The sequence below is a fragment of the Aminobacter sp. UC22_36 genome, assembly GCF_044056035.1.
In the GTDB taxonomy this organism is placed as follows: Bacteria; Pseudomonadota; Alphaproteobacteria; order Rhizobiales; family Rhizobiaceae; genus Aminobacter.
The window spans coordinates 306,274-327,545 of record NZ_CP171995.1 but is presented as its reverse complement, the minus strand read 5'-3'; the positions used below and the strand labels follow the sequence as shown (position 1 = coordinate 327,545).

The window sequence follows — 21,272 nt, the reverse complement described above, 5'->3', positions numbered from 1 at the left end:
GTCTTGTGCTGCCAGCCAAGAGAATGATGACCATGCCGCTGACAATTGACCGGACGCAACCGAAGGCCGTGGTGTTTGGCTGCGCGGGTACCAGCCTGAACGCCGCCGAGCGCAGCTTCTTCCGCGCTGCGCAGCCCTGGGGCTTCATCCTGCACAAGCGCAATTGCGCCGATCCGGCGCAACTGCGCACGCTGGTGGCCGAGCTGCGCGAAAGCGTCGGCCGCAGCGATGTCCGCGTTCTGATCGACCAGGAGGGCGGCCGGGTCGCCCGGCTGGCGCCGCCGCACTGGCGCGCCCCGCCGCCGGCCTCGCTGTTCGCCCAGATCGCCCGTACCGACATCAAGCGCGCCCTCGACGCCGTCCGCCTCAACGCGCGCCTCGTCGCTGCCGAGCTGTTCGACCTCGGCATCGACATCAACATCGCGCCCGTGCTCGACCTGCCGATCGGCAAGGGCGACCTGGTGATCGGCGATCGGGCGCTGGGCGACACGCCCGAAATGGCGAGCATTCTCGGCCGTGCCACCTGCGAGGGCCTTTTGGCTGGCGGGGTCCTGCCCGTCATCAAGCATATCCTCGGCCACGGCCGTGCCCGCCAGGACAAGTCCGAGGCGCTGCTGGTGGTCAACGCTTCGCTCGACGAGATGCAGTCAGCCGACTTCGTGCCGTTCCGCTCGCTGCAGGACATGCCCTGCGCCATGGCGGCGCACGTCATCTACCGCGCCATAGATCGCGACGCGCCGGCCACCGCGTCGCGCACCGTCATCGACGAGATCATCCGCGGCATGATCCGCTTCGACGGCGTGCTGATGAGCGACGATGTCTCAGATATCAGCCGCACCCATCCGATCGATGCCCAGGTCAGCGCCACGTTGGACGCCGGCTGCGACGTCATCCTGCATGGCAGCGGCGACATGGACGAGATGCAGCGCGTCGCCGATGCCGCCATGCCGCTATCTGCGAACGCGGTCGAACGCCTGCACCGGGCCGAGCGGATGAGACGGCGCCCGTCGGCGATCGACTTGGCCGAAACCGCCCGGAAGCTGGAGGAACTGCTCAAGCCGCTCGGCGCGCGCGCCCGCCAATCGGGCACGACGCGCTCGTCCGAGATCGTCGGCAATGTCGCCAAGAAGATCGAGCGTGACATCGTTCTGGGCCGGATCCTGCCCAAGGAACGCATCATGGAGGACGAGCTGGTCTACGGGCTCGGCGTCAAGCGCCACGTCGCGCGCGCCGTGCTGCAAGAGCTGGCGCGCACCGGCCTGGTCAAGCTCGAGCCCTATCGCGGCGCGGTGGTTCGCCACCTGTCGCCCGACGATCTGGTCAAGCTGCACGACGTGCGCCAATTGCTGATCGCCGCCGCCGTTCAGCGCATCCGCCTGCCGGTATCGCCGATGCTGATGGGCAAGCTCGAACAAGCCAGGCAGATCCATCGTTCGGCGATTGCGGTCGGCGATCTCGAACTGGCCTATGTCCAGGATCGCGTCTTCCACGACCTGCTGCTGGAGGCAACCGGCAACGAGTTCATCGCCCGCTCCATTCACGACTGCGATGCCGGCATGCGCAGCATCGACGCCGGCAGCCTGATGGCCGACAGCCTTGTCGAGCCGGCCCTCGCCGAGCATGACGAGATGATCAAGGCGCTGGACGATCAGGATCTCGAACGCCTGGGCAAACTGTGCGCGGCGCATTTCGACCGGCCGTTCGCCCATCATATGGCGAATGGCGTCCGGCACTGATCTCAGAACCTGCCGCTTGCACCGTTGGCGGCATGAAACGGCGCGCGCCGGTCGTACCAGGGGCGCGCCCGTTCGAGCGCTGCCGCAAGCTCGATCAGCGTCGGCTCACCGGCGGGACGGGCGACCAGCTGGACACCGAGCGGCAGGCCAGAGCGGTCCATGCCGAGCGGCAGCGACAAGGCAGGCTGGCCGGAGACGTTGAACGGCATCATATAGACCGTGTCTTCGCCCATCGCCGAGGCGTCGTAGGCGTCGATGTCCTTGGACATGTCGTAATAGCCAAGCGGACGAGTGCCTTGCGGCAGGACCGGCAGCAGCACCACATCGTAACGTGAAGTCAGCGTGGCGATATGGCGGGAATGCCGGCGCATTGCCTCGATGTCGCGGCTGTGCTGGATGGCGCTGGTGGCCCTGCCGCGCTCGATCGTCGTCCAGATCGTCGCCGACATCTCACTCGCCTTGTTAGGAATGCCCCGCGCTTTGGCATGATCGTCGAACTGCGCCGCCGTCTGGACCCGGATCGTGCCGGTATAGGCGCGCCAAAGATCCTCGAAGTCGTAGTCGAAATTGAACGGCTCGACCTCGTGCCCAAGCGCCCCGCACAGCCGCGCCGCATCGCAGACAGCTTCGTCCACGACCGCGCTGTTGGCATCGCCGCGCGGGTTGTTCAGGCTGAACCCTATACGCAGCCGCCGATTGGCTGGGGCTGTGCTGTCGAGGAACGACGGGCGCTCGCGGATGTAGTAGGGCTCGCCCGGGATAGCCGCCCTGCAACGCGTCGAGCATGGCGGCGGTGTCGCGCACCGTCCTCGATACGCATGAGGATTGGCCGCCACCAAACCAGAAGTCGGCAGCCTCCGGGCCCGGCGAGATGCGGCCGCGCGACGGCTTGAGGCCGACCAACCCGTTGATCGCCGCCGGCACGCGGGTGGAGCCCGCACCGTCGCCGGCGTCGGCGAGCGGAAGGTATCCAGCCGCGACCGCCACCGCTGCGCCACCGCTTGAGCCGCCGGGCGTCCTGTCGAAGGCCCAGGGATTGCGCGCCGGACCATGCATCGGCGACTCGGTGGTCAGCGACCATCCCCATTCCGGTGCATTGGTCTTGCCAAGCAGGATGAAGCCGGCGTTCTTCGTCCGCTGGGTAAGCAGAGAGTCTGTCGAAGAAACGCTACCGGCGAAGGACGAGACGCTGTTTGTCGAGGGAACGCCGGCCCACGATGTATGGAGGTCCTTGGCGAGATAAGGCACGCCGGCGAACGGGCCGGCGGGCGGTGTGGTCTCGGCCATAGCAAGCGCCTGTTCGAAGCAGCGGATGACGACGGCGTTCAGCGTGCCGTCGAGCGCCTCGATGCGGGCGATCGACGTCTCGATCAGCTCGCGCGAACTGACCTCGCGGCGGCGCACGAGGTCGGCAAGGCCGAGCGCATCGTAGTCGTCGAACTCCTTGAACGAACCGAGAGGCGAACGTGACATCAGTGTCTCTCCATTCAGATGCCAAGCCCGCGCAGGAAGGCGCGGCTGTCGCGGATGACGTCGTCGGCCGGGATCTCCCAGCCAAACAGGTGCGATTCATATTCGACCGAGGCGGCACCGTCATAGCCGAGCCGCCGCAAGGTATCCGTGACGGCCTTGAGGTCGACCTCGCCAGTGCCGAGCGGCACGCATTTGAAATCGGGATAGCGGCCGACCGAATCCTTGACGTGGAAGTTGCTGATGCGGTCGAACAGCAGTTCCGCCGCCCTGACCGGATCCTCGCCGCGGAGCTGGAAATGGGTCGGGTCGAACGCGACGCGGACATCGGAGCCTGATATCGCCCGGAACAGGTCGAGATACTCGCCCGCCTTGGCGACGATATGCATCGAGCAGCCTTCGATGCCGAATTTGACGCCCCGGTCCTTGGCGTAGTCGCAGACCTCTTCCAGCGCCGCCGCCAGATGTTTGCGCGCGGTGGCGACATCCATGCCGCCGAAGGCGCGGCCGGTGAAGACCCAGACCACTGGCGCGCCAATGTCGCGCGCCAGGTCGATGGAGGCCTTGAGGTAGTCGATGCCAGCGCGCCGCTCCTCCGGTGTCTCCTTGGCGAGATGCAGGCAGGCGCTCAGTGCCGAGATGCTCATACCGGCGTCAGCGATGGCGCGGGCGACGTCCGCCCGGCCGGCCGCATCAAGCGCTGGCGTCACATGCGGCACGAAACCGTTGCTCCACAGGTCGCCGTTGAGTTCGACCGACTTGTATCCCGCCTGCGACAGCCGGCCCGCCATCTCAGTGACGGGCAGCTGATGCAGGAAGGTGCTGTAGAAGCCGGCCGTGATCATGGCCGGCCTGCCTTGGCCTCGAAGTCGGGGAATGCGAAGGGCGCATCGTCGGCGAGCGGCAGCGCCACCCAGGAGCGGGCGATCTGCGAGCTGTAGGCGGCATGGACCAGTTCGGTGGCGCGGGCGCCGTCATGGCCAGTGGCGCCAATGCCGTCGCACGTGCCGCTCAGGATTTCCTCGGCCATGCCGGCGAGCTGTTCGGCATAGGTGTCCCACTCGTTGCGCGGCGGCCAGATCGACAGCCAGCCGTCCCAGACGTGGCGGTTCTGCTTGGAACGCGCGGTGGGATAGACGGCCTTGCGGATCGCTTCCGGCAGCTCGTTCATCGGTACGGTGGTGTTGATGGCGAGCGGCACGTCGAAGAACGGCGAGCCGGCATTGGTCCAGAACGACAGCGAACCCTTGGTGCCGTAGAGTTCGGTCGCGTCACCGAGCACCGGCGAGTAACGGTCGGCGATGAACGAGCCGCGCGCGCCCTTGTTGGTGCGGACCAGCAGGTGGACGTTGTCGTCGACGACAGGCGGGATGACGCAATGGCTGACATCGGCGACGACCTCGGCATAGTCGTCGCTGAGCAGGTAGCGCAGCATGTCGAAGCGGTGGATCAGGTTGTCGTTGGTAGTGGCGCCACCCGACTTTTCGAGATCCCAGCGGAAGTTGCTGCCGTCGACCCAGTTGTCCCACTTGGCCGAGAACACGGTGCGGAAGGAGAACACTTCGCCGATCAGGCCGGTGTCGATGGCGAGCTTGGCCACGCGGATCTGGTTGAGGTAGCGCTGGTTGAAGCCGGTCTTGAGCACGATCTTGTGCTCGTCGGCGATCCTGGCCATGGCGAGCGCGTCGGGATAGGTGACCGCCAGCGGCTTCTCGCACAGCACATGCTTGCCGGCGCGGGCGCAGGCTTCGAAATCGCGGCGATGCAGGTTGTTGGGCGTCGCCATGATGACGATGTCAACGGATGGGTCGGCAAGCATCTGATCGAGCGCGGTGTAGACGTTGGCTCCACCATAGGCATCGGCCAGTGCCCTGGCGCGCGACTCATCGATGTCGCACACCGCGGCGAGCCTGGTAGAGGCACCAGCCGCCACGGCCGGCGCATGGCCGTCGTGGACAATATTTCCGGCCCCGTAGAGGCCTACTCCCAATTGACGTGACATGGCAGTCCTTCCGCTTTCTTTGGCCACAGGCCGGCGTTCCCGCCCGACAGGTCGAGCAACTGCGTGCCGGTTTGGACCAGGCTTTCAGTTGAGGTTTGGCGTGGCGCTCAGCGCGCCGCGATGACGGCGATTTCGACCAGGTTCTTCGGCCGTGCCAGTGGCGAGCCGACGGTCGCGCGGGCCGGCGTGTTGCCTTTGGCGACCCAGGCGTCCCAGACGGCGTTCATCTCCTCGAAGGTCGCGACATCGGTCAGCCAGATGTTGGCTGACAGGATCTTCGACTTGTCGGTGCCGGCTTCGGCGAGATAGGCGTCGATCTTGTCGAGGATCTGCCGGGTCTGCTCGGCAACCGAAGGCACCGGATCGGTTGCCGTCTGGCCGGCGAGATAGACCGTGTCGCCGTGGATGACGATCTGCGACATCCGTTCGCCCTGCCGCAGCCGTTCAATGTTGCTCATGTCTTGCTCTCTTTCATCAATTGCCGGAAGTCATTGGCTCCGGTGATCAGGAAATTGTTGGCGTGCTCGTAGAGGAAACGGCAGCCGCCGCTGACGAAGGCCGCGACAGTGTCGCGCGTCACCAGCGTGCCCGGTACCTTGCCGGCGGCGCGGATCCTTGTGGCGCAGGAAAGCACGAGGCGCTTGACGTCGGGGTGGTGGGTTTGGCCGTTCAGACCCATCGAATGCGACAGGTCGTTGGGGCCCATGAAAAACACATCGATGCCGTCGACGGCGACGATGTCGTCGAGATTGGCGACTGCCTCGAGCGACTCGATCATCGCCACGACAACAGTGTCTTCATGGTTCTGCGGTCGGGCACGGCGCACGGCGGCAACGATGCTGCGGGCGCCGTCGGCATCATCGACATGCGGCACGATCAGGCCGCCGGCGCCGGCGTCGAGATAGCGGGTCAGCAGATGATCGAGATTGGCCTCGGGCCGGACGATGGACTGCAGGCCGGCGGCGCGCGCGGCGCGGCACATGTCCTGCACGGTCTGGATCGAGGCCGTGCCATGCTCGCAATCGATGAATACGCCGTCGACCCCAAGCCGGCCGAGAAACTCGGTCAAAGCTGGAGAAGGGTGGTCGGGATTGACGACGACAACCGGTTCGTCTCGTTGCAGACGCTGCTTGAACGGATTTGGCATGATGCGCCCCTCAGCCGATGGCGATGGAAAAGACATGGCCGATGCCACGGGGAAGCGGTTGCGAGTGCCAGCTGTCGCCGGCATCGTCGCTCAGGAAGACATGGCCAAACTTGTCCGAACAGACGAGCCGCCGCGGGTCGACCGGATCGACGGCCATGGCGAAGACCGTGCTTTTCAAGGGCGCGCCCAGGTCGAGCCTGACGAAGTTCGCGCCGCCGTCGGTCGAGCGGAAGAAGCCGCCGAGGTCACCGTCGAAGTCGTTGCCGGCGCCGAGATAGATTGTATCAGCGGGGCCTTGGCCGAGGACACGGCAATAGGAGCCTTTTTCGCGCAGCGCCGGCACCGGCAGCTTCTTCCAGCGACGACCATTGTCGCTGCTCTGGAAAGCGCCGACGCGGGTCGTCACCGACACCTTGCCGTCACCGCCTACCAGCACCGAATGCAGGTCGACGGCATCCTCGGCGACATAGAGGCCGTCGAGCGCCTGGCGCCAGCTGTGGCCGCTATCCTCCGTCATGATCAGGCCGCCAATCTCTATACTGGCGTAGATGCGGGAGGCGTTGGTGGGGTCGACCGAGATGCAGGTGATGCGCCTTGGCATGCCGGCGGTAATGGCGGGATAGCCGACCGCGACGCCGAGGTCCCGCCAGGTCCGGCCATTGTCGATCGACTTGAAGATCGCCGTCGGCTCGTAGCCAGCGAAAAGGGTGTCGGGGTCGTGCGGATGGCGGGTCAGCGACCACACGGCGAACTCCGGCTTCGGCGCGTCGAGCCGGGTCCAGCTGCCGCCATGGTCGGCGCTTGCAAAAATGCCGTCCTGTGTGGCGGCGAACACCTCGCCAGGACGCCTGGGATCGGCGAGCAGCGCAAATGTCTGCGGCACGTTGGGAAAGCCCGATTCAACCCGCTCCCAAGGGCCGCCGTCGCGGCTGCGCAACAGGCCGGAACTCATGAAGCGGCCGGGATCGGTGTCGCCGGCAAGCCCCGCATAAAGGGTGGTGGTCATGATCGTAGCCGCAGCCAGAGTGAAGGGTCAGTAGCTCTCGGGGTCGCTCGAGTAGTCGACGACGGGCGCATCCTTGATGCCGAAGGCCATGGCGAGTGCCCGGATGCCGTTGTGCACATGCGCCGGCTTGATCGAATGCCGCGCATTGGGCGGGATCTTGACCAGGTCGCCGGGGCCGATCTCTCTGGTTTCGTCCTCGATGGTCATCAGCGCCCGGCCGGAGAGCATGAAGTAGAATTCGTATGTCGGGTGGCTGTGGGTGTGGACCTCGCCGCCAGCACGGATTTCGAACTCGCTGATCAGCTCGAGATGGCCGCCCAGCGTCTCGTCCCGCATCTCGCGCGGTGGCACCAGCCACCACACCGGCGTCGTGCCCTGATGCTCAAGTACAGGTCGCGTGAAATCGCTCGAGCGGATGTCCATCGGAGCGCCCCTTTAGCCGGCCAATGCTGATGTTGTTATGGGCCCAAGGCCCTGCGATTGGCTGACCTTACGAACGGTCCCGCATGCTGGCCAGAAAAGGGTTATCGCCAACTTTATCGATAAGCCGCTACCTGGGTCTGACACGAGCCAGTGGTGTCAGACCCAGGCGGCCTGCGCTGCGGCAAGAGCGTGAACGGCATCTGGTTTCAGATAGGTTCGCCGAATCTCAATTCGCGGACAGAGATTTCATGCAACGTCGACGGCTGCAGTCGCAAGCGCACTACTGCCGTTGCGCCTGCACCACCGTCACTGCAATCATGTGGAAGGCGTCCTCGGCGGTGCAGCCGCGCGAGAGGTCGTTGGCCGGCTTGGCCAGGCCCTGCAGGATCGGGCCGATGGCATCGGCCCCGCCAATGCGCTGGGCGATCTTGTAGCCGATGTTGGCGGCGTCGAGGTTGGGGAAGACGAAGACGTTGGCTTCGCCATGCAATGCCGAATTGGGGGGCCTTTGAGGCGCTGACAGCTTCGACGAAGGCAGTGTCGAACTGCAATTCGCCGTCGATGACGAGATCGGGGTCGGCGGCATGCGCCAGCCGCGTCGCTTCGACCACCTTCGAGACGCGCTCGTGGGCTGCGCTGCCATTGGTCGAGAACGACAGCATTGCAACTTTGGCAGCACCACCCGCCAGCGCCTGATAGGAGCGGGCTGACATGCGCGCGATGTCGGCCAGGCCAGCGGCGTCAGGGTCGACGACGAGACCGCAATCAGCGAAGACGAAGGCGCCCTTCTTGGCGTGATGCGGCTGGCACAGCATCATCAGAAAGAAGCTAGACACCAGGCCGACGCCGGGGGCGCGACCGATGGTTTGCAGGGCTGCCCGCACGGTATCGGCGGTGGTGGCGACCGCGCCGCCGACAGTGCCGTCGGCTTCACCTTCGCGCACCATCATGGCCGCGAAGATGAGCGGCGAGCGTAGCGCTTCGGCCGCTGCCGCTGCATCGACGCCCTTGGCCTTGCGGAGCTCGAAATAGGCAGTCGCGAGGCGAAATGCGAGCGGCGAGGATGCAGGGTCCTCGATGCGGAATTCCTGTCGGTCTGCCCCTGCGTCGGTCAGCCGCTGCTCAATGATGTCGCGGTTCCCGACCAGCGTGATTGTGGCGATGCCTTCGCGTTTGGCCCGAACCGCCGCCTCTATGATGCGCGGGTCCTCGCCTTCGGCGAGCACGATGCGCCTGGGCGCCTGTTGCGCGGTTGCAATGATGCGTTCCAGCGGTTTCATCAGGCGTGCCCCAGATAATAAATGCCGCCGAGGATGAAGAGGCCGATGAAGATGGTCTCGGCGACGATCAGGGCAACCGCGTCGCCGCCGACCTCGAGCACACGGCGCAGCGAGGTCTTCATGCCGACGGCGACGATGCCGGCGAGCAGGGCCCAGCGCGAGGCTTCCATGCCGACCTTCGAGACGGCTTCGGGAACGAGGCCGAAGGAGTTGGCAGCGGCAAGGATCAGGAAGGCGATGACGAAGCCGGGCAGCAGCGGTGGACGCTTGCCGGTCTCGCCGGCCGGCTGGGGCACGTTGCGCGTGGCGATGGAGAAGATCAGCACCACAGGCGCGAGCATGGTGACGCGTATCAGCTTGACCAGCGTTGCCGTTTCGCCGGCTTCCGGCGACACCGAGAACCCGGCGCCGACGACTTGCGCGACGTCATGGATGGTGCCGCCGAAGAAGATGCCGGTGGCGCGGGCGTCGAGCCCGATGGTCTGGGCGATGATCGGATAGGCGATCATGGCGAGCGTCGACAGCACCGTCACCGACAGCACGGTGAAGATCAAATTACGTTCGGCGAACTCGTTCTTGGGCAGCACCGCGGCAATCGCCATGGCAGCGGAAGCACCGCAGATAGCGACCGATCCACTGGTCAGCAGTGCCAGCCGCCAGCCGCGACCGAGCAGCTTTGCCGCGATCAGGCCGAAGACGATGGTGGCAGCAATGGCAGCGACGAGCAGCAGGATGGTGCCGGCGCCGAGCCCGACGAGCAGGTCGACGCTGATGCGCATGCCGAGCAGGGCGACGCCGATGCGCAGCACCTTTTTGGCGCAGAAGTCGATGCCGGCGACGCAGCGGCCTTCCTCGGACAGGAAGTGGAAGGCGATGCCGAGCAGCAGCGCCATCAACATGGCCGGCGCCCCGTAATGGTCGGACAGGAACTGGGCGGCAATCGCCACCGCACCGGTGACTGCGAGGCCGGGCCAGTAGGTCTGCACCACCGAAGGCAGGCCGTTGAAGCGTTGGGTTGCGGCGGCGGTGTTCATCAGTTCATTCCCGGTCATGGTGCTGCGGTGGCTCGCCCGCCCGGCAGACCGGGCAGGCGGGGTTGTCGCCAGGTCAGGCGAGCTGTTGCGGGCGCATGTCGGAACGCTCGATGCCGGCAACCGGCACGGGCTTTTTCATCGCGTCGCGGCGGAAAGGCTCGCCGAGCTCCTGGTTGAGGATGACCTCGACGAAGGTGGTTACCCCCCTGGCCTGGTCCTCGATTGCCTTGTGAAGGGCGGCCGTTAGCGCCGCCGGCGTGTCTGCAACCACGCCCTTCAGCCCGCAGCCGTCGGCGATCTTGGCGTAGCTGAGGTTGGGGTTGAGCTCGGTGCCGACGAAGTTGTTGTCGTACCACAGCGTCGTGTTGCGCTTTTCGGCACCCCACTGGTAGTTGCGGAAGATCACCATGGTGATTGCCGGCCAACCTTCGCGGCCGATCGCTCCCATCTCGTTCATCGAGATGCCGAAGGCGCCATCGCCGGCAAAACCGACCACCGGCACGTCGGGACGGCCGATCTTGGCGCCGACGATGGACGGGAAGCCATAGCCGCAGGGGCCGAACATGCCCGGTGCCAGATATTTGCGGCCCTGTTCGAAGCTTGGATAGGCGTTGCCGATGGCGCAGTTGTTGCCGATGTCGGTGGAGATGATCGCTTCCTTGGGCAGGGCTGCCTGGATTGCGCGCCAGGCCTGGCGCGGCGACATGCGGTCGGCCTCGCGGAGACGCGCGGTGGCGTTCCACTCGGTGCCGACGTCGTCGTCCTCGTGGTCCATCGACGACAGCTGCTGCAGCCAGGCCGAGCGGGTCTGGTGGATCACCGCCTTGCGCTGCTCGCGGCCCTCGTTGCCGGCCGACGGTGTGAGCTGCTCGAGGATCTGGCGGGCGACCTGCTTGGCGTCGCCGCAAATGCCGACGGACACCTTCTTGGTCAGGCCGATGCGGTCGGCGTTGATGTCGACCTGGATGATCGCTGCGGTCTTCGGCCAGTAGTCGATGCCGTAGCCCGGCAGGGTCGAAAACGGGTTGAGCCGCGTGCCAAGCGCCAGCACGACATCAGCCTTGGCGATCAACTCCATCGCAGCCTTGGAACCATTGTATCCGAGCGGGCCGGCTGCAAGCCGGTGGTTGCCGGGGAATGCGTCATTGTGCTGGTAGCCGCAGCAGACCGGCGCATCGAGCCGCTCGGCAAGCGCCATCGATGCCGGGATGGCTTCGCCGATGACAACGCCGGCACCGTTGAGGATGACCGGGAACTTCGCCTCGGAAAGCAGCTTGGCCGCCTGGGCGATGGCCTGCTGTCCGCCCGACGGCCGTTCGAGCCGGACGATGCTCGGCAGGTCGACGTCGATGACATGGGTCCAGTAGTCGCGCGGGATGTTGATCTGCGCTGGCGCACAGCCACGCCAGGCCTTCTCGATCACCCGATTGAGCACTTCGGGAATACGGGAGGGGTCGCGCACCTCTTCCTGGTAGCAGACCATCTCTTCGAACATCGCCATCTGGTCGACCTCTTGGAAGCCGCCCTGGCCGATGGTCTTGTTGGATGCCTGCGGGGTCACCATCAGCATCGGCGTGTGGTTCCAGTAGGCGGTCTTCATGGCGGTGATGAAACCGGTGACGCCGGGGCCGTTCTGGCCGATGGCCATCGCCATGGTGCCGGTGGCGCGGCTGAAGCCGTCGCACATCATGCCGGCGTTGGTCTCGTGGGCGCAGTCCCAGAACTTGATGCCTGCCTTGGGGAACAGGTCGGAGACCGGCATCATGGCCGAGCCGATGATGCCGAACGCGTGCTCGATGCCATGCATCTGGAGGACTTTGATGAATGCTTCTTCGGTGGTCATCTTCATTTCTTGGTTCCTTTCGATGGGGGCAGGTCGGGCCTTGGGAGGGTTAGAGGATTTCGTCCTTGAGGTAATACCAGCGGTACATGCCCCACTGGCCGAGACGCCTGAACGGCGTCAGCAGCCCGTGGCTCGGCAGCGGCGAGGTGAAGATCGGCAGGTCGAGTTCGCCGCCCTTGCCGGCGACCATCTGGGCCATGCGGCGGCCGGCCTGGGCCGAGTACATGACGCCGTTGCCGCCATAGCCCATGGCGTAAAACAGCTGCTGCTTCGGGTCTGGGCGGAAGACGCGCGGCATCATGTCGTGGCTGACATCGACCCAGCCCCACCAGGAGTAGTCGACCTCGATGCCGCGCAGGATCGGGAACTTGCGGTAGAGCCCTTCGAGCAACCGATCGAGGTGCCTGGCGTTGACTGCGTCGCGGCCGGTGACGGCGCTGCGGCTGCCGATCTGCATGCGACCGTCGGGCAGCAAGCGGTAGTAGTGGCGCAAGGTCCGCGTGTCGGTCAGCGGAATGTTTGTCTGGAAGTTCAGCTCCTGCCGTTCGCCTGATGTCAGCGGCCGGGTGACGATCGAATTGGACAGGATCGGCATCAGCCTGTGCCGGGTCAGGTCGTGCAAACCGGGCGAGGTGTATCCGGCGGTGGCGATGCAGACCGCACGCGCCCTGACGATGCCGCCTGGCGTGTGCAGATGATGCACGCCACCCTTGAGTTCGCTGCCGAGTACGGGGCTCGACGTATGCACTTTGGCGCCAAGCTTGCGCGCTAGCCCGAGATAACCGAAGGCAAGCTTCGCCGCATGGATGCCCATGCCATCGGGCTCGTACATCGCGCCCTTGGCCTCGGCATCGCGGACGAAGTCGCGGTGGACTTCGTCGCGTCCGACCATGCGGGCGCGGTAGCCGAACACCTCATTGAGCAGCCGCGTTTCCTTTTCTAGCGTCGGCAGCACTTTGTCGCGATGGGCGATGTAGAGATGGCCGCCGTCCTGTGGCTCGCAGTCGATCTCGGGTGATCGGATCAGGTCGCGGAACAGGTCGAAGGCCTCTGATATCTCGACATGCATCTTCTTGGCGACGTCGACGCCCCAACGCTCGATCCATTGCGACCGCTTCAGGCGTCCTGCCGAAATCTGTGCCTGACCGCCATTGCGGGTGCTGCAGCCCCACGCAACGCCATTGGCTTCCAGCACGGTCGCTTTGATGCCGTGCTCCTTGGCCAGATGGATGGCACAGGACAGGCCGGTGTAGCCCGAGCCGATGATGGCGACGTCAACGTCGATGTCCTGCGTGACCGGGCCGTCATCTTCCGGCTGCGGGCCGGCAGTGGCGATCCAGTAGGTCGGCGCATAGTCCTTGCCGTCGCCCGGATTGGCGGCATGAACCGGATCGTATGCCGGATCGAAGGGCTTTGTGGCTGCCGTGGGTCGGGTGAGCTGATGTTCCATCTGGCGATCCTTTCGACCCGTGCTCAGCCCCTGGCCGGCGCCGGGATCAGCGGCCGGTTCTTGCGGAATGCCTGCTTGCGCACGATCTTGCCGCCGCTGAGCGTGAACAGGTCGCAGCCTTCGGCTTCGATGCGGCTACCGTCGGCGTTGGTGCCGGAGAAGGTCCATTCCGAGACGGCGCGCTCGCCATGGACGAAGTGGCCGTGGTGAGCCCAGTGAGCGTTGGGCATTGCCTTCCACACACCACTGAAGGCTGCAGCGATCGGCTCGGCGCCGACAAATCGCGTGCCGTACGCCTCCGAGCCGGCGATGCCGTTGAACACGCATTCCTCGGCGAAGAAGCGCATCACGCCATCGATGTCGTGCCGGTTGAAGGCATCGAACAGTCGGGCAAGGTCGTCGGCTGTGATCGACATCTCGTGGTCCTCGTCTCTGTGCGGCGCTGCCGTTGGGCATGGCTTTGCCGTGGCCGGACAAGCCGGCAAACTGGTTCTGGTCTGTTGGTCGTTACGGGGCGGCTGAGATCAGCCGGGCGGCGAAGTTGCCATATGCTTTGCCATCAGATCTTGCCCTTCCAGGGGATCAGCGCCTTTTCCAGGTAACGCAGCATCAGGTCGAAGGCGAAGGCGAAGATGCCGATCACGATGATGCCCATGATGACGGTGTCGCTGGCGAGGTATTCGGCGGCGTTGAGCACCATGAAGCCGAGACCTCTGTGGGCGGCGACCATTTCTGCGGCCACCAGCGTGGTCCAGCCAACACCGATGCCGATGCGCATGCCGGTGAATATCTCGGGCAGGGCTGCCTTGAGGATCACTTGGGAAATGACCTGGGCACGGGTGGCGCCCATGGCGTAGGCGGCGTGGATCTGTTCTGTCGAGACCGAGCGGACACCGGCCCGGGCGGCGATCGCCATCGGTGCGAAGATCGCAAGATAGATCAGGAACACCTTTGGAAACTCGCCAATGCCGAGCCAGATGATGATCAGCGGCAGGTAGGCAAGTGGCGGCAGCGGCCGGTAGAATTCGATGATCGGGTCGAACAAGCCGCGCACCACGCGGTTGACGCCCATCAGGATGCCGATCGGCACGGCGGTCAACAAAGCCAGGAAGAAGGCGCCGAGGACGCGGCCGAGGCTTGCCAGCGTGTGCTGGATGAGCGTCGAATTGGAGACGCCTTCGGTCATGGCGATGACGAACTTGTCCCAGACGGCGAGCGGCGAGGGCAGGAACAGCGGCTTGACCCAGCCCATCTCGGTGATCAGCAGCCACAGGCCGAACAGAACCAGGGCGGTGATCAGGCTGATATGGCCGCTCATGCCGTCGCCGGGTGCGCCATAGATCTTGCCGGGGCGAACGGACTTGGCTCGGGAGAGGCGCTCAAGCATGGAGAAGTTCCGGGTTGCCCGACTGGCGCTCGTCACCATAGATGATGCCGAGGATTTGCTCGCGCATCTCGATGAAATCGCGGCTGGATTTGATTGCACGTGCGTTGCCCTCCTCGAGGAAGCGCCGATTGAAATCGAGCTCATAGGTGTGGGTGATCCGGCCCGGACGCGGCGACATGACGATCAGCCGGGAGCCGAGGAACAGTGCTTCTTCGACGCTGTGGGTGATGAAGAAGAACATCTTGTTGGTGAGCTGCCAGACCTTGAGCAGAAGCTCCTGGATGGTCTCGCGGGTCAGCGCGTCGAGGGCCGCCATCGGCTCGTCCATCAAAAGCATGGCCGGGTCGCAGGTCAGCGCACGGGCAATGCCGACGCGCTGCTGCATGCCGCCAGACAGGTGGTAGATCATGTGGCGGTGAAAGTCCTGCAGCCCGACAAGGGCCAGGTTTTTGGTGGCGAGCTCGCGCCGGGTCGCTTTGTCGACGCCGCGCAGCTTGAGCCCGAATTCGGTATTGTCGATGACGTTGAGCCAGGGCAGCAGCGCGTGCTTCTGGAAGACGACGCCGCGGTCAGCGCCGGGTCCGACGACCTGCCGGCCACCGAGTGTGATGTCGCCGTCGGTTGGCGTCATGAAGCCGGCCATCAGGTTGAGCAAGGTGGTCTTGCCGCAGCCCGAGGCGCCGAGCGCAACGACAAAGTCACCGCTTTTGACCTCGAGGTTCACGCCCTTGAGCGCAATGACCGCCTGGTCGGTGTAGAGGCCTGGATAGGTCAGGCTGACATTGCTGACGTTGAGGGTTTCCATCGCGCCGAGCCTTTCGAAGAAAATGCAATCGAGTGGTGGAGAGGGTGCCGCCGGCGCAGCGATCCGGCCGGCGGCTCGCCCGATGTTACTTGGACGCCTCCTTGGCGTAGCTACTGTTGACGAAGGGCGCATAGTCGTCGAGCGCTTTGTCGATCTGCTTCTGTGCGGCGAGGAACTTGGCGCTTTCGGTCAGCGCCTTGATGGCGCCGCCGCTTAGCCAGGTGTCCGACGCCTGCTCGTTAGCATTGGGGAACGCCAGCAGGTTGAGTGCTTCGACGGCCCCTGCGCCGTCGCCGCCGATCAGCTTGACGATGCCCTGCACCTGTGGCGAGTCAGCCGTCCAGGCCGCCTTGTTGGTGTTGTAGTCGGCATAGGATTCGGCCAGCACCTTGGTGAAGGCCGCCATGAATTTCGGATTTTCGGCCGCCCATTTCTTGTCGGCGACAAGCCCGTCGAAGGTCGGTACCGATGCGGCACCGATGGTCTCGGAGTCGGCGATCGTCTTGCCGTTCTTGAGCAGTTCCGACAATGCCGGCGGCCAGACATAGGCCGCGTCGATGTCGCCGCGCTGCCAGGCAGCGATGATCTGCGGCGGCTTCATGTTGAGGATGTTGACCTCGCGCGGATCGACCTTCCAGACCTGCTCGAGGCCGACGAGCAGATGGAAGTGCGAGGTCGAAACGAACGGCACGCCGACATTCTTGCCCTTGAGGTCTTCCGGCTTTTCGATGCCCGAGCCGTTGCGCACGACAAGTGCTTCCGACTTGCCGATGTTGTCGAGGATCCAGAACAATTCGAGATTGACGCCGCGGGTGGCGGCGGCGGTGGTGCCGGTCGAGCCGATCACGCCGATCGGCACGCTGCCGGAGGCGAGTGCCGTCGATATGTCGCCGCCCGAGCTGAACTGGCGCCAGTCGACTGTGTAACCGGCTTCCTTGGCGGCGGCGTCGAAACGGCCGTCGGCGATCGCCGTGACGAACGGCCCGACGATCTGCTGGTAGCCGACCACGACAGTCGTTTCTGCATAGGCGAGGCAGGAGGTGAAGACGCCTGCCGCGACGGTTGCGGCACCAGCCAAATGTTTGAAATGCTTAAAGTGTATCATCGTTACCCTCTTGTTTTGTTAGCCACCGGTTGTTCCGGGAACTTGCCGGCTTTGATGCCGGTCTTGGTTCTGACTAACAGGGTTAAATGAGACACACCGATTGCCTTATATCCAGATTGGAAGTTGAATGAATCCAGATTGAGTGCGCGAGCGGGGAGACCATGGCGCAGGCGACTGTCTCGGAGACGATCTTCTTCCTCGACCGGACGAGCCGCATCGGCCTGCAGGCGCAGATCCGCGAAACGGTGGTCTCCGCCGTGTTGTCTGGCCGCCTCCAGCCCGGCGCACAGCTGCCTTCGACGCGCAAGCTGGCCGATTATCTGAACATCTCGCGCATCACCGTGACGCTGGCCTATCAGGAACTGGCGTCGCAAGGTTATGTCGAAACCGCCAGCCGAAGCTCGTATCGCGTTGCCGGCAATCCGCCGACAAGCGGGCTTGAAGCCACGGCATCCGATAGCGGCGCCGACGAGATCGATTGGTCTGCGAAGCTGCGCAGGAGTTTCATCGTTGCCAAGCAGATGCGCAAGCCGCTGGACTGGCGGCGTTATCCCTATCCGTTTCTCTACGGCCAGATGGATCCCTCACTGTTCGATCTCGGCGCCTGGCGCGACTGCGCCCGACGTGCCCTGGCGCGCGAGGATTTCGAGTTGATGGCCGGCGATTTCGCCGCCGCCGATGACGTGCAACTGGTCAGCTACATCTGTTCGCGCACGCTGCCGAGCCGCGGGATCCGCGCCACGCCGGACGAAATCCTGGTGACGGTGGGCGCACAGAACGCATTGTGGATCGTCACCCAGCTGTTGCTTCGCCAGGGCGCGCATGCAGTGTGCGAGAACCCTTGTCATCCCGACATGAGCGCGTCGCTGAGGCTGAGCGGTGCTGATGTCACGGCCATCGACGTCGACAAGGAAGGCCTGCCACCCGAGGCGCTGCCGGCCAGGGTCGACGCGGTTTTCGTCACCCCAAGCCATCATTCGCCGACCGGTGCCACCATGCCGGTCGACCGGCGCGCGGCACTGCTGGCCGCCGCCGCGGAACAGGATTTCATCATCGTTGAGGACGACTACGAGTTCGAGATGAGCTTCCTGGCGCCGCCGTCGCCGGCGCTGAAATCCTTCGACCGCAGCGGCCGGGTATTCTACATCGGCAGCTTCTCGAAGTCGCTGTTTCCCGGCCTGCGGTTGGGCTATCTCGTGGCGCCGGCACCGGTCATCCGCGAGGCTCGTGCCCTCAGGGCATTGATGCTGCGCCATCCGCCGGGACACCTTCAGCGCACGGCAGCCTACTTCCTCGCGCTTGGCCACCACGATGCGGTACTGCATCGCATGCGCGGTGAATATCACAAGCGCCACATCGTCATGGCCGAGGCATTGCAGCGCGAAGGCTTCATCATCGCCGGCTCGTCGGCTTTCGGTGGCACCTCCTTCTGGGTCGAAGGGCCCGAGGGGCTGGACGCCGATCTCTTGATGAACGAGCTCAAGCAGGATGGCGTGTTGATCGAATCCGGCTCGCCCTTTTTTCCCGATGCGGACGGCCCATGCCGGTTTTTCCGCATGGGCTATTCATCGATCGCCCGCGCCAATATTGCCGAGGGCGTGTCGCGGACGGCGGCACGCATGAAGAAGCTGTTGGGATAGCGCCACCACTTGGCGAACGAGCCAGGCTTGTGGCACGCCAGCGATAATCTGCCTTGGCCTATTCGACGGTAGCGCCTCAGTCTTCCACGTCAAACACATGGCGCTCGAAGCGTTCGAGCAGCGTGTGCATCGCCTTGCGCGCGTCGGCAAAGGCTTGCGATCCGCCCCTGGCCGCCATGTCGGCCTCGTAGGCTTCGCGCGAGGCGAAGCTGCATTCCCACCTGACATCGGGGCCGGTTCCTTCGAGCCGGATCAGGGTGCGGCCGGGATCGAGTTCCCAATTCACGCCGGATCTCGGTCGCCTTGTGGCGCTGCTCCAGCACGGCCGCGGCCAGGCCTTCCCTGGCGAAGTAGTTGGTTGCTTCGACGATCATCGTTTTTTCCTCTCCCTATGCAGTGTTGGAAGCTGCCATGCGCATCTGAAAAATTCGGTGTGGCGAGGTGCTTGACGCTCCGAAAATATGATCATAAAGTGTGATCACACTAGATGATCGCAAATGTAGCGCGACGCATCGCCAGTGACAATGAAGAAGGTACAAAACGTTGCCCACGATCAAGTCCATCGAAACGCTTGTTGTCCAACTGCCGACTCGGCGCGAGCACAAATGGGCCGGCCTGACCGAGGTCATCGGCCGCTACGTCATGGTCAAGATGACCGACAGCGACGGCCGTGTCGGCTGGGGCGAGGCGCCGGCGCTCAAGGACTGGGGCGGCGAGTTCGGCCGCTATTTCGGTGAATCCGCGCTGATCACCCGTGCCGTCATCGAAACCTACCTGGCGCCCGCCGTCATCGGCCTCGAGCTTGGCAACTTTGCCGAGCTTCATGCCCGCATGGATGCCATCATCCGCGGCTATCCCTATTCCAAGGCAGCGGTCGAGTTCGCGGCCTATGACCTCACTGGCCGCTGGCTGGACGTTCCCGTCCACACGCTGCTCGGTGGCAAGGCGCGTGACAAGGTCGCCATCACCCATTCGATCGGCCTGATCTCGATCGAGGAGGCCAAGGTCGAGGCAGCCAAGCTCGCTGCCGAAGGCATCAGGACGATCAAGGTCAAGATCGGCGTCGATCCGGCACGCGACGTCAAGATGGTCGCGGCGGTCCGCGAAGCCGCAGGCGAGGCGATGGAACTCTGCGTCGACGCCAACGAAGGCTACAAGACGCCTGGAGAGGCGGTGCAGACCGTGCGCCAGATGGAAAAGTACCGGCTCAAATATGTCGAGCAGCCGGTGATGGGTATCGAGCGCATCGCCGAGGTCGGCCGCCGCATCGACGCACCCGTCATGGCCGACGAGTCGGCATGGAATGCCCACGACGCCATCCAGATCATCCAGAATGGCGGCATCCAGATCATCTCGATCTACACCACCAAGGCCGGTGGCCTCTACAAGGCGATGGAGGTCGGTGCGGTCTGCCGCGCCGCCGGCATCATCTGCAATGTCAATGGCTCGATTGAAACAGGCATCGGCAACCTTGCCAACGTCCAGGTCGCGGCCGCCTCACCGGCGGCGACGCTGTCCTGCGTCATCCCGATCTCGACGCCGGCCGAAGCACAGCACGGCCAGGTCGGCGGCATCTACTACAAGGACGACCTTTTGGTCGCACCGATGCAGGTCGTCGACGGCGCGGTCGTCGTGCCGTCCGGGCCAGGCATGGGCATCGATGTCGACCTCGCCAAGGTCGAGAAATACCGCGTGCGTGACTGAGCGCCGGTCAAGAAACTCAAGGAGAGGAACAAATCATGCGGGCAGAAATCATAGCCAAGCAGGTCGGGGCAATGGCGGAGCATGGGCTCGACGCCATCATCTGCTCGTCGCCTGAAAACTTCGCCTACACCGCTGGCTTCGTCGTGCCGTCGCAGCCGCTGATCCGCCACCGCCATGCAATGACCATCGTCACGGCAGACGGACGCACCGCGATCTTTGGCGTCGACATGGAAGCGTCGACCATCAAACGCCACCTGCCTGATATGCCGGCCCGCATCTGGGCCGAATTCTCCGACGATCCGATGCTGGTGCTGGCTGACCAGCTCGCTGGTCTCGGCCTTGCCAAGGCGCGCATCGGCCTCGAGATGGACTACCTGCCGGCCGGCGACTTCGCCCGCCTGATCGCGGCGATGCCAAGCGCCCGCTTCGAGCACGCCGAGCCGATCCTGGCACGGCTGCGCCAGATCAAGACGTCGGAAGAGATCGCGCTGCTCAGCAAGCTGTCGCGCATCGCCGACCAGGCGATCACCGACGCGCTGGCCGTCGTCGATGCCGGCGATTCCGAGATGGACATTGCCGGCCACCTGACCCGCAACGTCTATTCGCTCGGCGCAGAGCATTTCAAGCTTTTGATCGTCGCCACCGGCGAACGCTCGGTGCTGCCCAATGTCGGCCCGTCCGACCGCATCCTCAAGCGCGGTGACGTCTGCCGCGTCGAGATCTTCTCGGTCATCAACGGCTACCAGGCCGGCGTTTGCCGCACGGCGATCGTCGGCGAGGCGCCACCCATGGCCGACAAGATCTGGGCGCACCTGGCTGAGTGCAAATATGAGATCATGGAGAAGGTGAAGCCGGGCGCCAGCTGCCGCGAGATCTACGATGCCTTCATCGCCAAGCTCGCCAGGCTCAACCTGCCCCCGATCTCATTCGTTGGCCACGGCATCGGCCTGCATCTGCACGAGGACCCCTATCTCGGCCTGACGCCGGTGCTCGGCAAACCGGGCAGCGACGCACCGTTGGAGGAAAACATGGTGCTTGGCTTCGAGCCGCTCTGCTACGACACCGGCTACGGCTATGGCATGCAGAACAAGGACATGTTGCTGGTCACCTCGAATGGTTCGGAACTGCTTTCCGACTATGCCGACACCGACAAGCTGATCCTCTGCGGCACCGCCAGGAGTGGTGGCAAGGTCAAGGCAGTCGCCTGAGCGAACTTGCCTTGTGAATTGGCAGCCGGGGT

Annotated in this window: 19 protein-coding genes and 2 pseudogenes; 4 read left to right on the top strand and 17 right to left on the bottom strand. The window is 64.6% G+C overall.

Going from position 1 to position 21,272, the window contains the following annotated elements:
* Positions 1-32 precede the first annotated feature (32 nt).
* Positions 33-1,736, top strand: a complete 1,704-nt coding sequence (locus ACHMW7_RS01525) for a glycoside hydrolase family 3 N-terminal domain-containing protein (RefSeq protein WP_395446680.1) — start codon at positions 33-35, stop codon at positions 1,734-1,736.
* 2 nt (positions 1,737-1,738) lie between these two features.
* On the opposite strand, the gene ACHMW7_RS01520 is transcribed toward ACHMW7_RS01525, so the two are convergent.
* The 16 genes and pseudogenes from ACHMW7_RS01520 to tauA form a co-directional block, all read right to left on the bottom strand.
* The gene (locus ACHMW7_RS01520) at positions 1,739-2,572 is read right to left on the bottom strand and encodes an amidase family protein (protein ID WP_395446679.1); all 834 of its coding nucleotides are present in this window, start codon (positions 2,570-2,572) and stop codon (positions 1,739-1,741) included.
* Positions 2,502-3,209, bottom strand: a pseudogene (locus tag ACHMW7_RS01515) (amidase); the annotation flags it as partial. The pseudogene ACHMW7_RS01515 and the gene ACHMW7_RS01520, both read right to left, overlap by 71 nt.
* 14 nt (positions 3,210-3,223) lie before the next feature.
* Complete coding sequence (locus ACHMW7_RS01510; RefSeq protein WP_395446678.1) at positions 3,224-4,051, bottom strand: sugar phosphate isomerase/epimerase family protein; 828 nt, start codon at positions 4,049-4,051, stop codon at positions 3,224-3,226.
* Positions 4,048-5,208: a Gfo/Idh/MocA family protein gene (locus ACHMW7_RS01505; protein WP_395446677.1), complete on the bottom strand. Its 1,161-nt coding sequence runs from the start codon at positions 5,206-5,208 to the stop codon at positions 4,048-4,050. Before ACHMW7_RS01505 ends, ACHMW7_RS01510 begins: the two co-directional genes overlap by 4 nt.
* A gap of 107 nt (positions 5,209-5,315) precedes the next feature.
* On the bottom strand, positions 5,316-5,666 hold the full coding sequence (locus ACHMW7_RS01500; RefSeq protein ID WP_395446676.1) for a RidA family protein: 351 nt from the start codon (positions 5,664-5,666) through the stop codon (positions 5,316-5,318).
* Positions 5,663-6,355: an HpcH/HpaI aldolase/citrate lyase family protein gene (locus tag ACHMW7_RS01495; protein WP_395446675.1), complete on the bottom strand. Its 693-nt coding sequence runs from the start codon at positions 6,353-6,355 to the stop codon at positions 5,663-5,665. Before ACHMW7_RS01495 ends, ACHMW7_RS01500 begins: the two co-directional genes overlap by 4 nt.
* Before the next feature lie 10 nt (positions 6,356-6,365).
* Positions 6,366-7,361, bottom strand: coding sequence for a hypothetical protein (locus ACHMW7_RS01490; RefSeq protein ID WP_395446674.1), 996 nt, complete (start codon positions 7,359-7,361; stop codon positions 6,366-6,368).
* Between the two features lie 27 nt (positions 7,362-7,388).
* Complete coding sequence (locus ACHMW7_RS01485) at positions 7,389-7,784, bottom strand: cupin domain-containing protein (RefSeq protein ID WP_395446673.1); 396 nt, start codon at positions 7,782-7,784, stop codon at positions 7,389-7,391.
* Between the two features lie 280 nt (positions 7,785-8,064).
* Positions 8,065-9,064: pseudogene (pta, locus tag ACHMW7_RS01480) on the bottom strand (phosphate acetyltransferase).
* A complete protein-coding gene (locus ACHMW7_RS01475; protein ID WP_395446672.1) occupies positions 9,064-10,098 on the bottom strand; it encodes a YeiH family protein in 1,035 nt (344 codons plus the stop codon). The pseudogene pta and the gene ACHMW7_RS01475 overlap by 1 nt, the downstream one beginning before the upstream one ends.
* Positions 10,099-10,171: 73 nt before the next feature.
* Complete coding sequence (xsc, locus tag ACHMW7_RS01470) at positions 10,172-11,947, bottom strand: sulfoacetaldehyde acetyltransferase (protein WP_395446671.1); 1,776 nt, start codon at positions 11,945-11,947, stop codon at positions 10,172-10,174.
* A 43-nt stretch (positions 11,948-11,990) separates the two neighbouring features.
* Positions 11,991-13,391, bottom strand: a complete 1,401-nt coding sequence (locus tag ACHMW7_RS01465; RefSeq protein WP_395446670.1) for an NAD(P)/FAD-dependent oxidoreductase — start codon at positions 13,389-13,391, stop codon at positions 11,991-11,993.
* Between the two features lie 23 nt (positions 13,392-13,414).
* The gene (locus ACHMW7_RS01460; RefSeq protein WP_395446696.1) at positions 13,415-13,801 is read right to left on the bottom strand and encodes a nuclear transport factor 2 family protein; all 387 of its coding nucleotides are present in this window, start codon (positions 13,799-13,801) and stop codon (positions 13,415-13,417) included.
* A gap of 149 nt (positions 13,802-13,950) precedes the next feature.
* A complete protein-coding gene (locus tag ACHMW7_RS01455) occupies positions 13,951-14,778 on the bottom strand; it encodes an ABC transporter permease subunit (protein WP_395446669.1) in 828 nt (275 codons plus the stop codon).
* Positions 14,771-15,583 carry a taurine ABC transporter ATP-binding protein gene (locus tag ACHMW7_RS01450; RefSeq protein WP_395446668.1) on the bottom strand — a complete coding sequence of 271 codons (813 nt, stop codon included), beginning with the start codon at positions 15,581-15,583 and terminating at the stop codon, positions 14,771-14,773. The genes ACHMW7_RS01455 and ACHMW7_RS01450 overlap by 8 nt, the downstream gene beginning before the upstream one ends.
* A gap of 85 nt (positions 15,584-15,668) precedes the next feature.
* Positions 15,669-16,688 carry a taurine ABC transporter substrate-binding protein gene (tauA, locus tag ACHMW7_RS01445; protein WP_395446667.1) on the bottom strand — a complete coding sequence of 340 codons (1,020 nt, stop codon included), beginning with the start codon at positions 16,686-16,688 and terminating at the stop codon, positions 15,669-15,671.
* A gap of 161 nt (positions 16,689-16,849) precedes the next feature.
* On the opposite strand from tauA, the gene ACHMW7_RS01440 reads away from it, so the two are divergent.
* Complete coding sequence (locus tag ACHMW7_RS01440) at positions 16,850-18,328, top strand: PLP-dependent aminotransferase family protein (protein WP_395446666.1); 1,479 nt, start codon at positions 16,850-16,852, stop codon at positions 18,326-18,328.
* Between the two features lie 76 nt (positions 18,329-18,404).
* Here ACHMW7_RS01440 and ACHMW7_RS01435 read toward each other — a convergent pair whose 3' ends face one another.
* Complete coding sequence (locus tag ACHMW7_RS01435) at positions 18,405-18,614, bottom strand: hypothetical protein (protein ID WP_395446665.1); 210 nt, start codon at positions 18,612-18,614, stop codon at positions 18,405-18,407.
* Between the two features lie 257 nt (positions 18,615-18,871).
* Here ACHMW7_RS01435 and ACHMW7_RS01430 point away from each other — a divergent pair, with 257 nt between their 5' ends.
* Both ACHMW7_RS01430 and ACHMW7_RS01425 read left to right on the top strand, forming a co-directional pair.
* Complete coding sequence (locus tag ACHMW7_RS01430; protein ID WP_395446664.1) at positions 18,872-20,032, top strand: mandelate racemase/muconate lactonizing enzyme family protein; 1,161 nt, start codon at positions 18,872-18,874, stop codon at positions 20,030-20,032.
* Positions 20,033-20,067: 35 nt separating this feature from the next.
* Entirely contained in the window at positions 20,068-21,240 is a 1,173-nt protein-coding gene (locus ACHMW7_RS01425) for a M24 family metallopeptidase (RefSeq protein ID WP_395446663.1), read from the top strand.
* Positions 21,241-21,272: the final 32 nt, after the last annotated feature.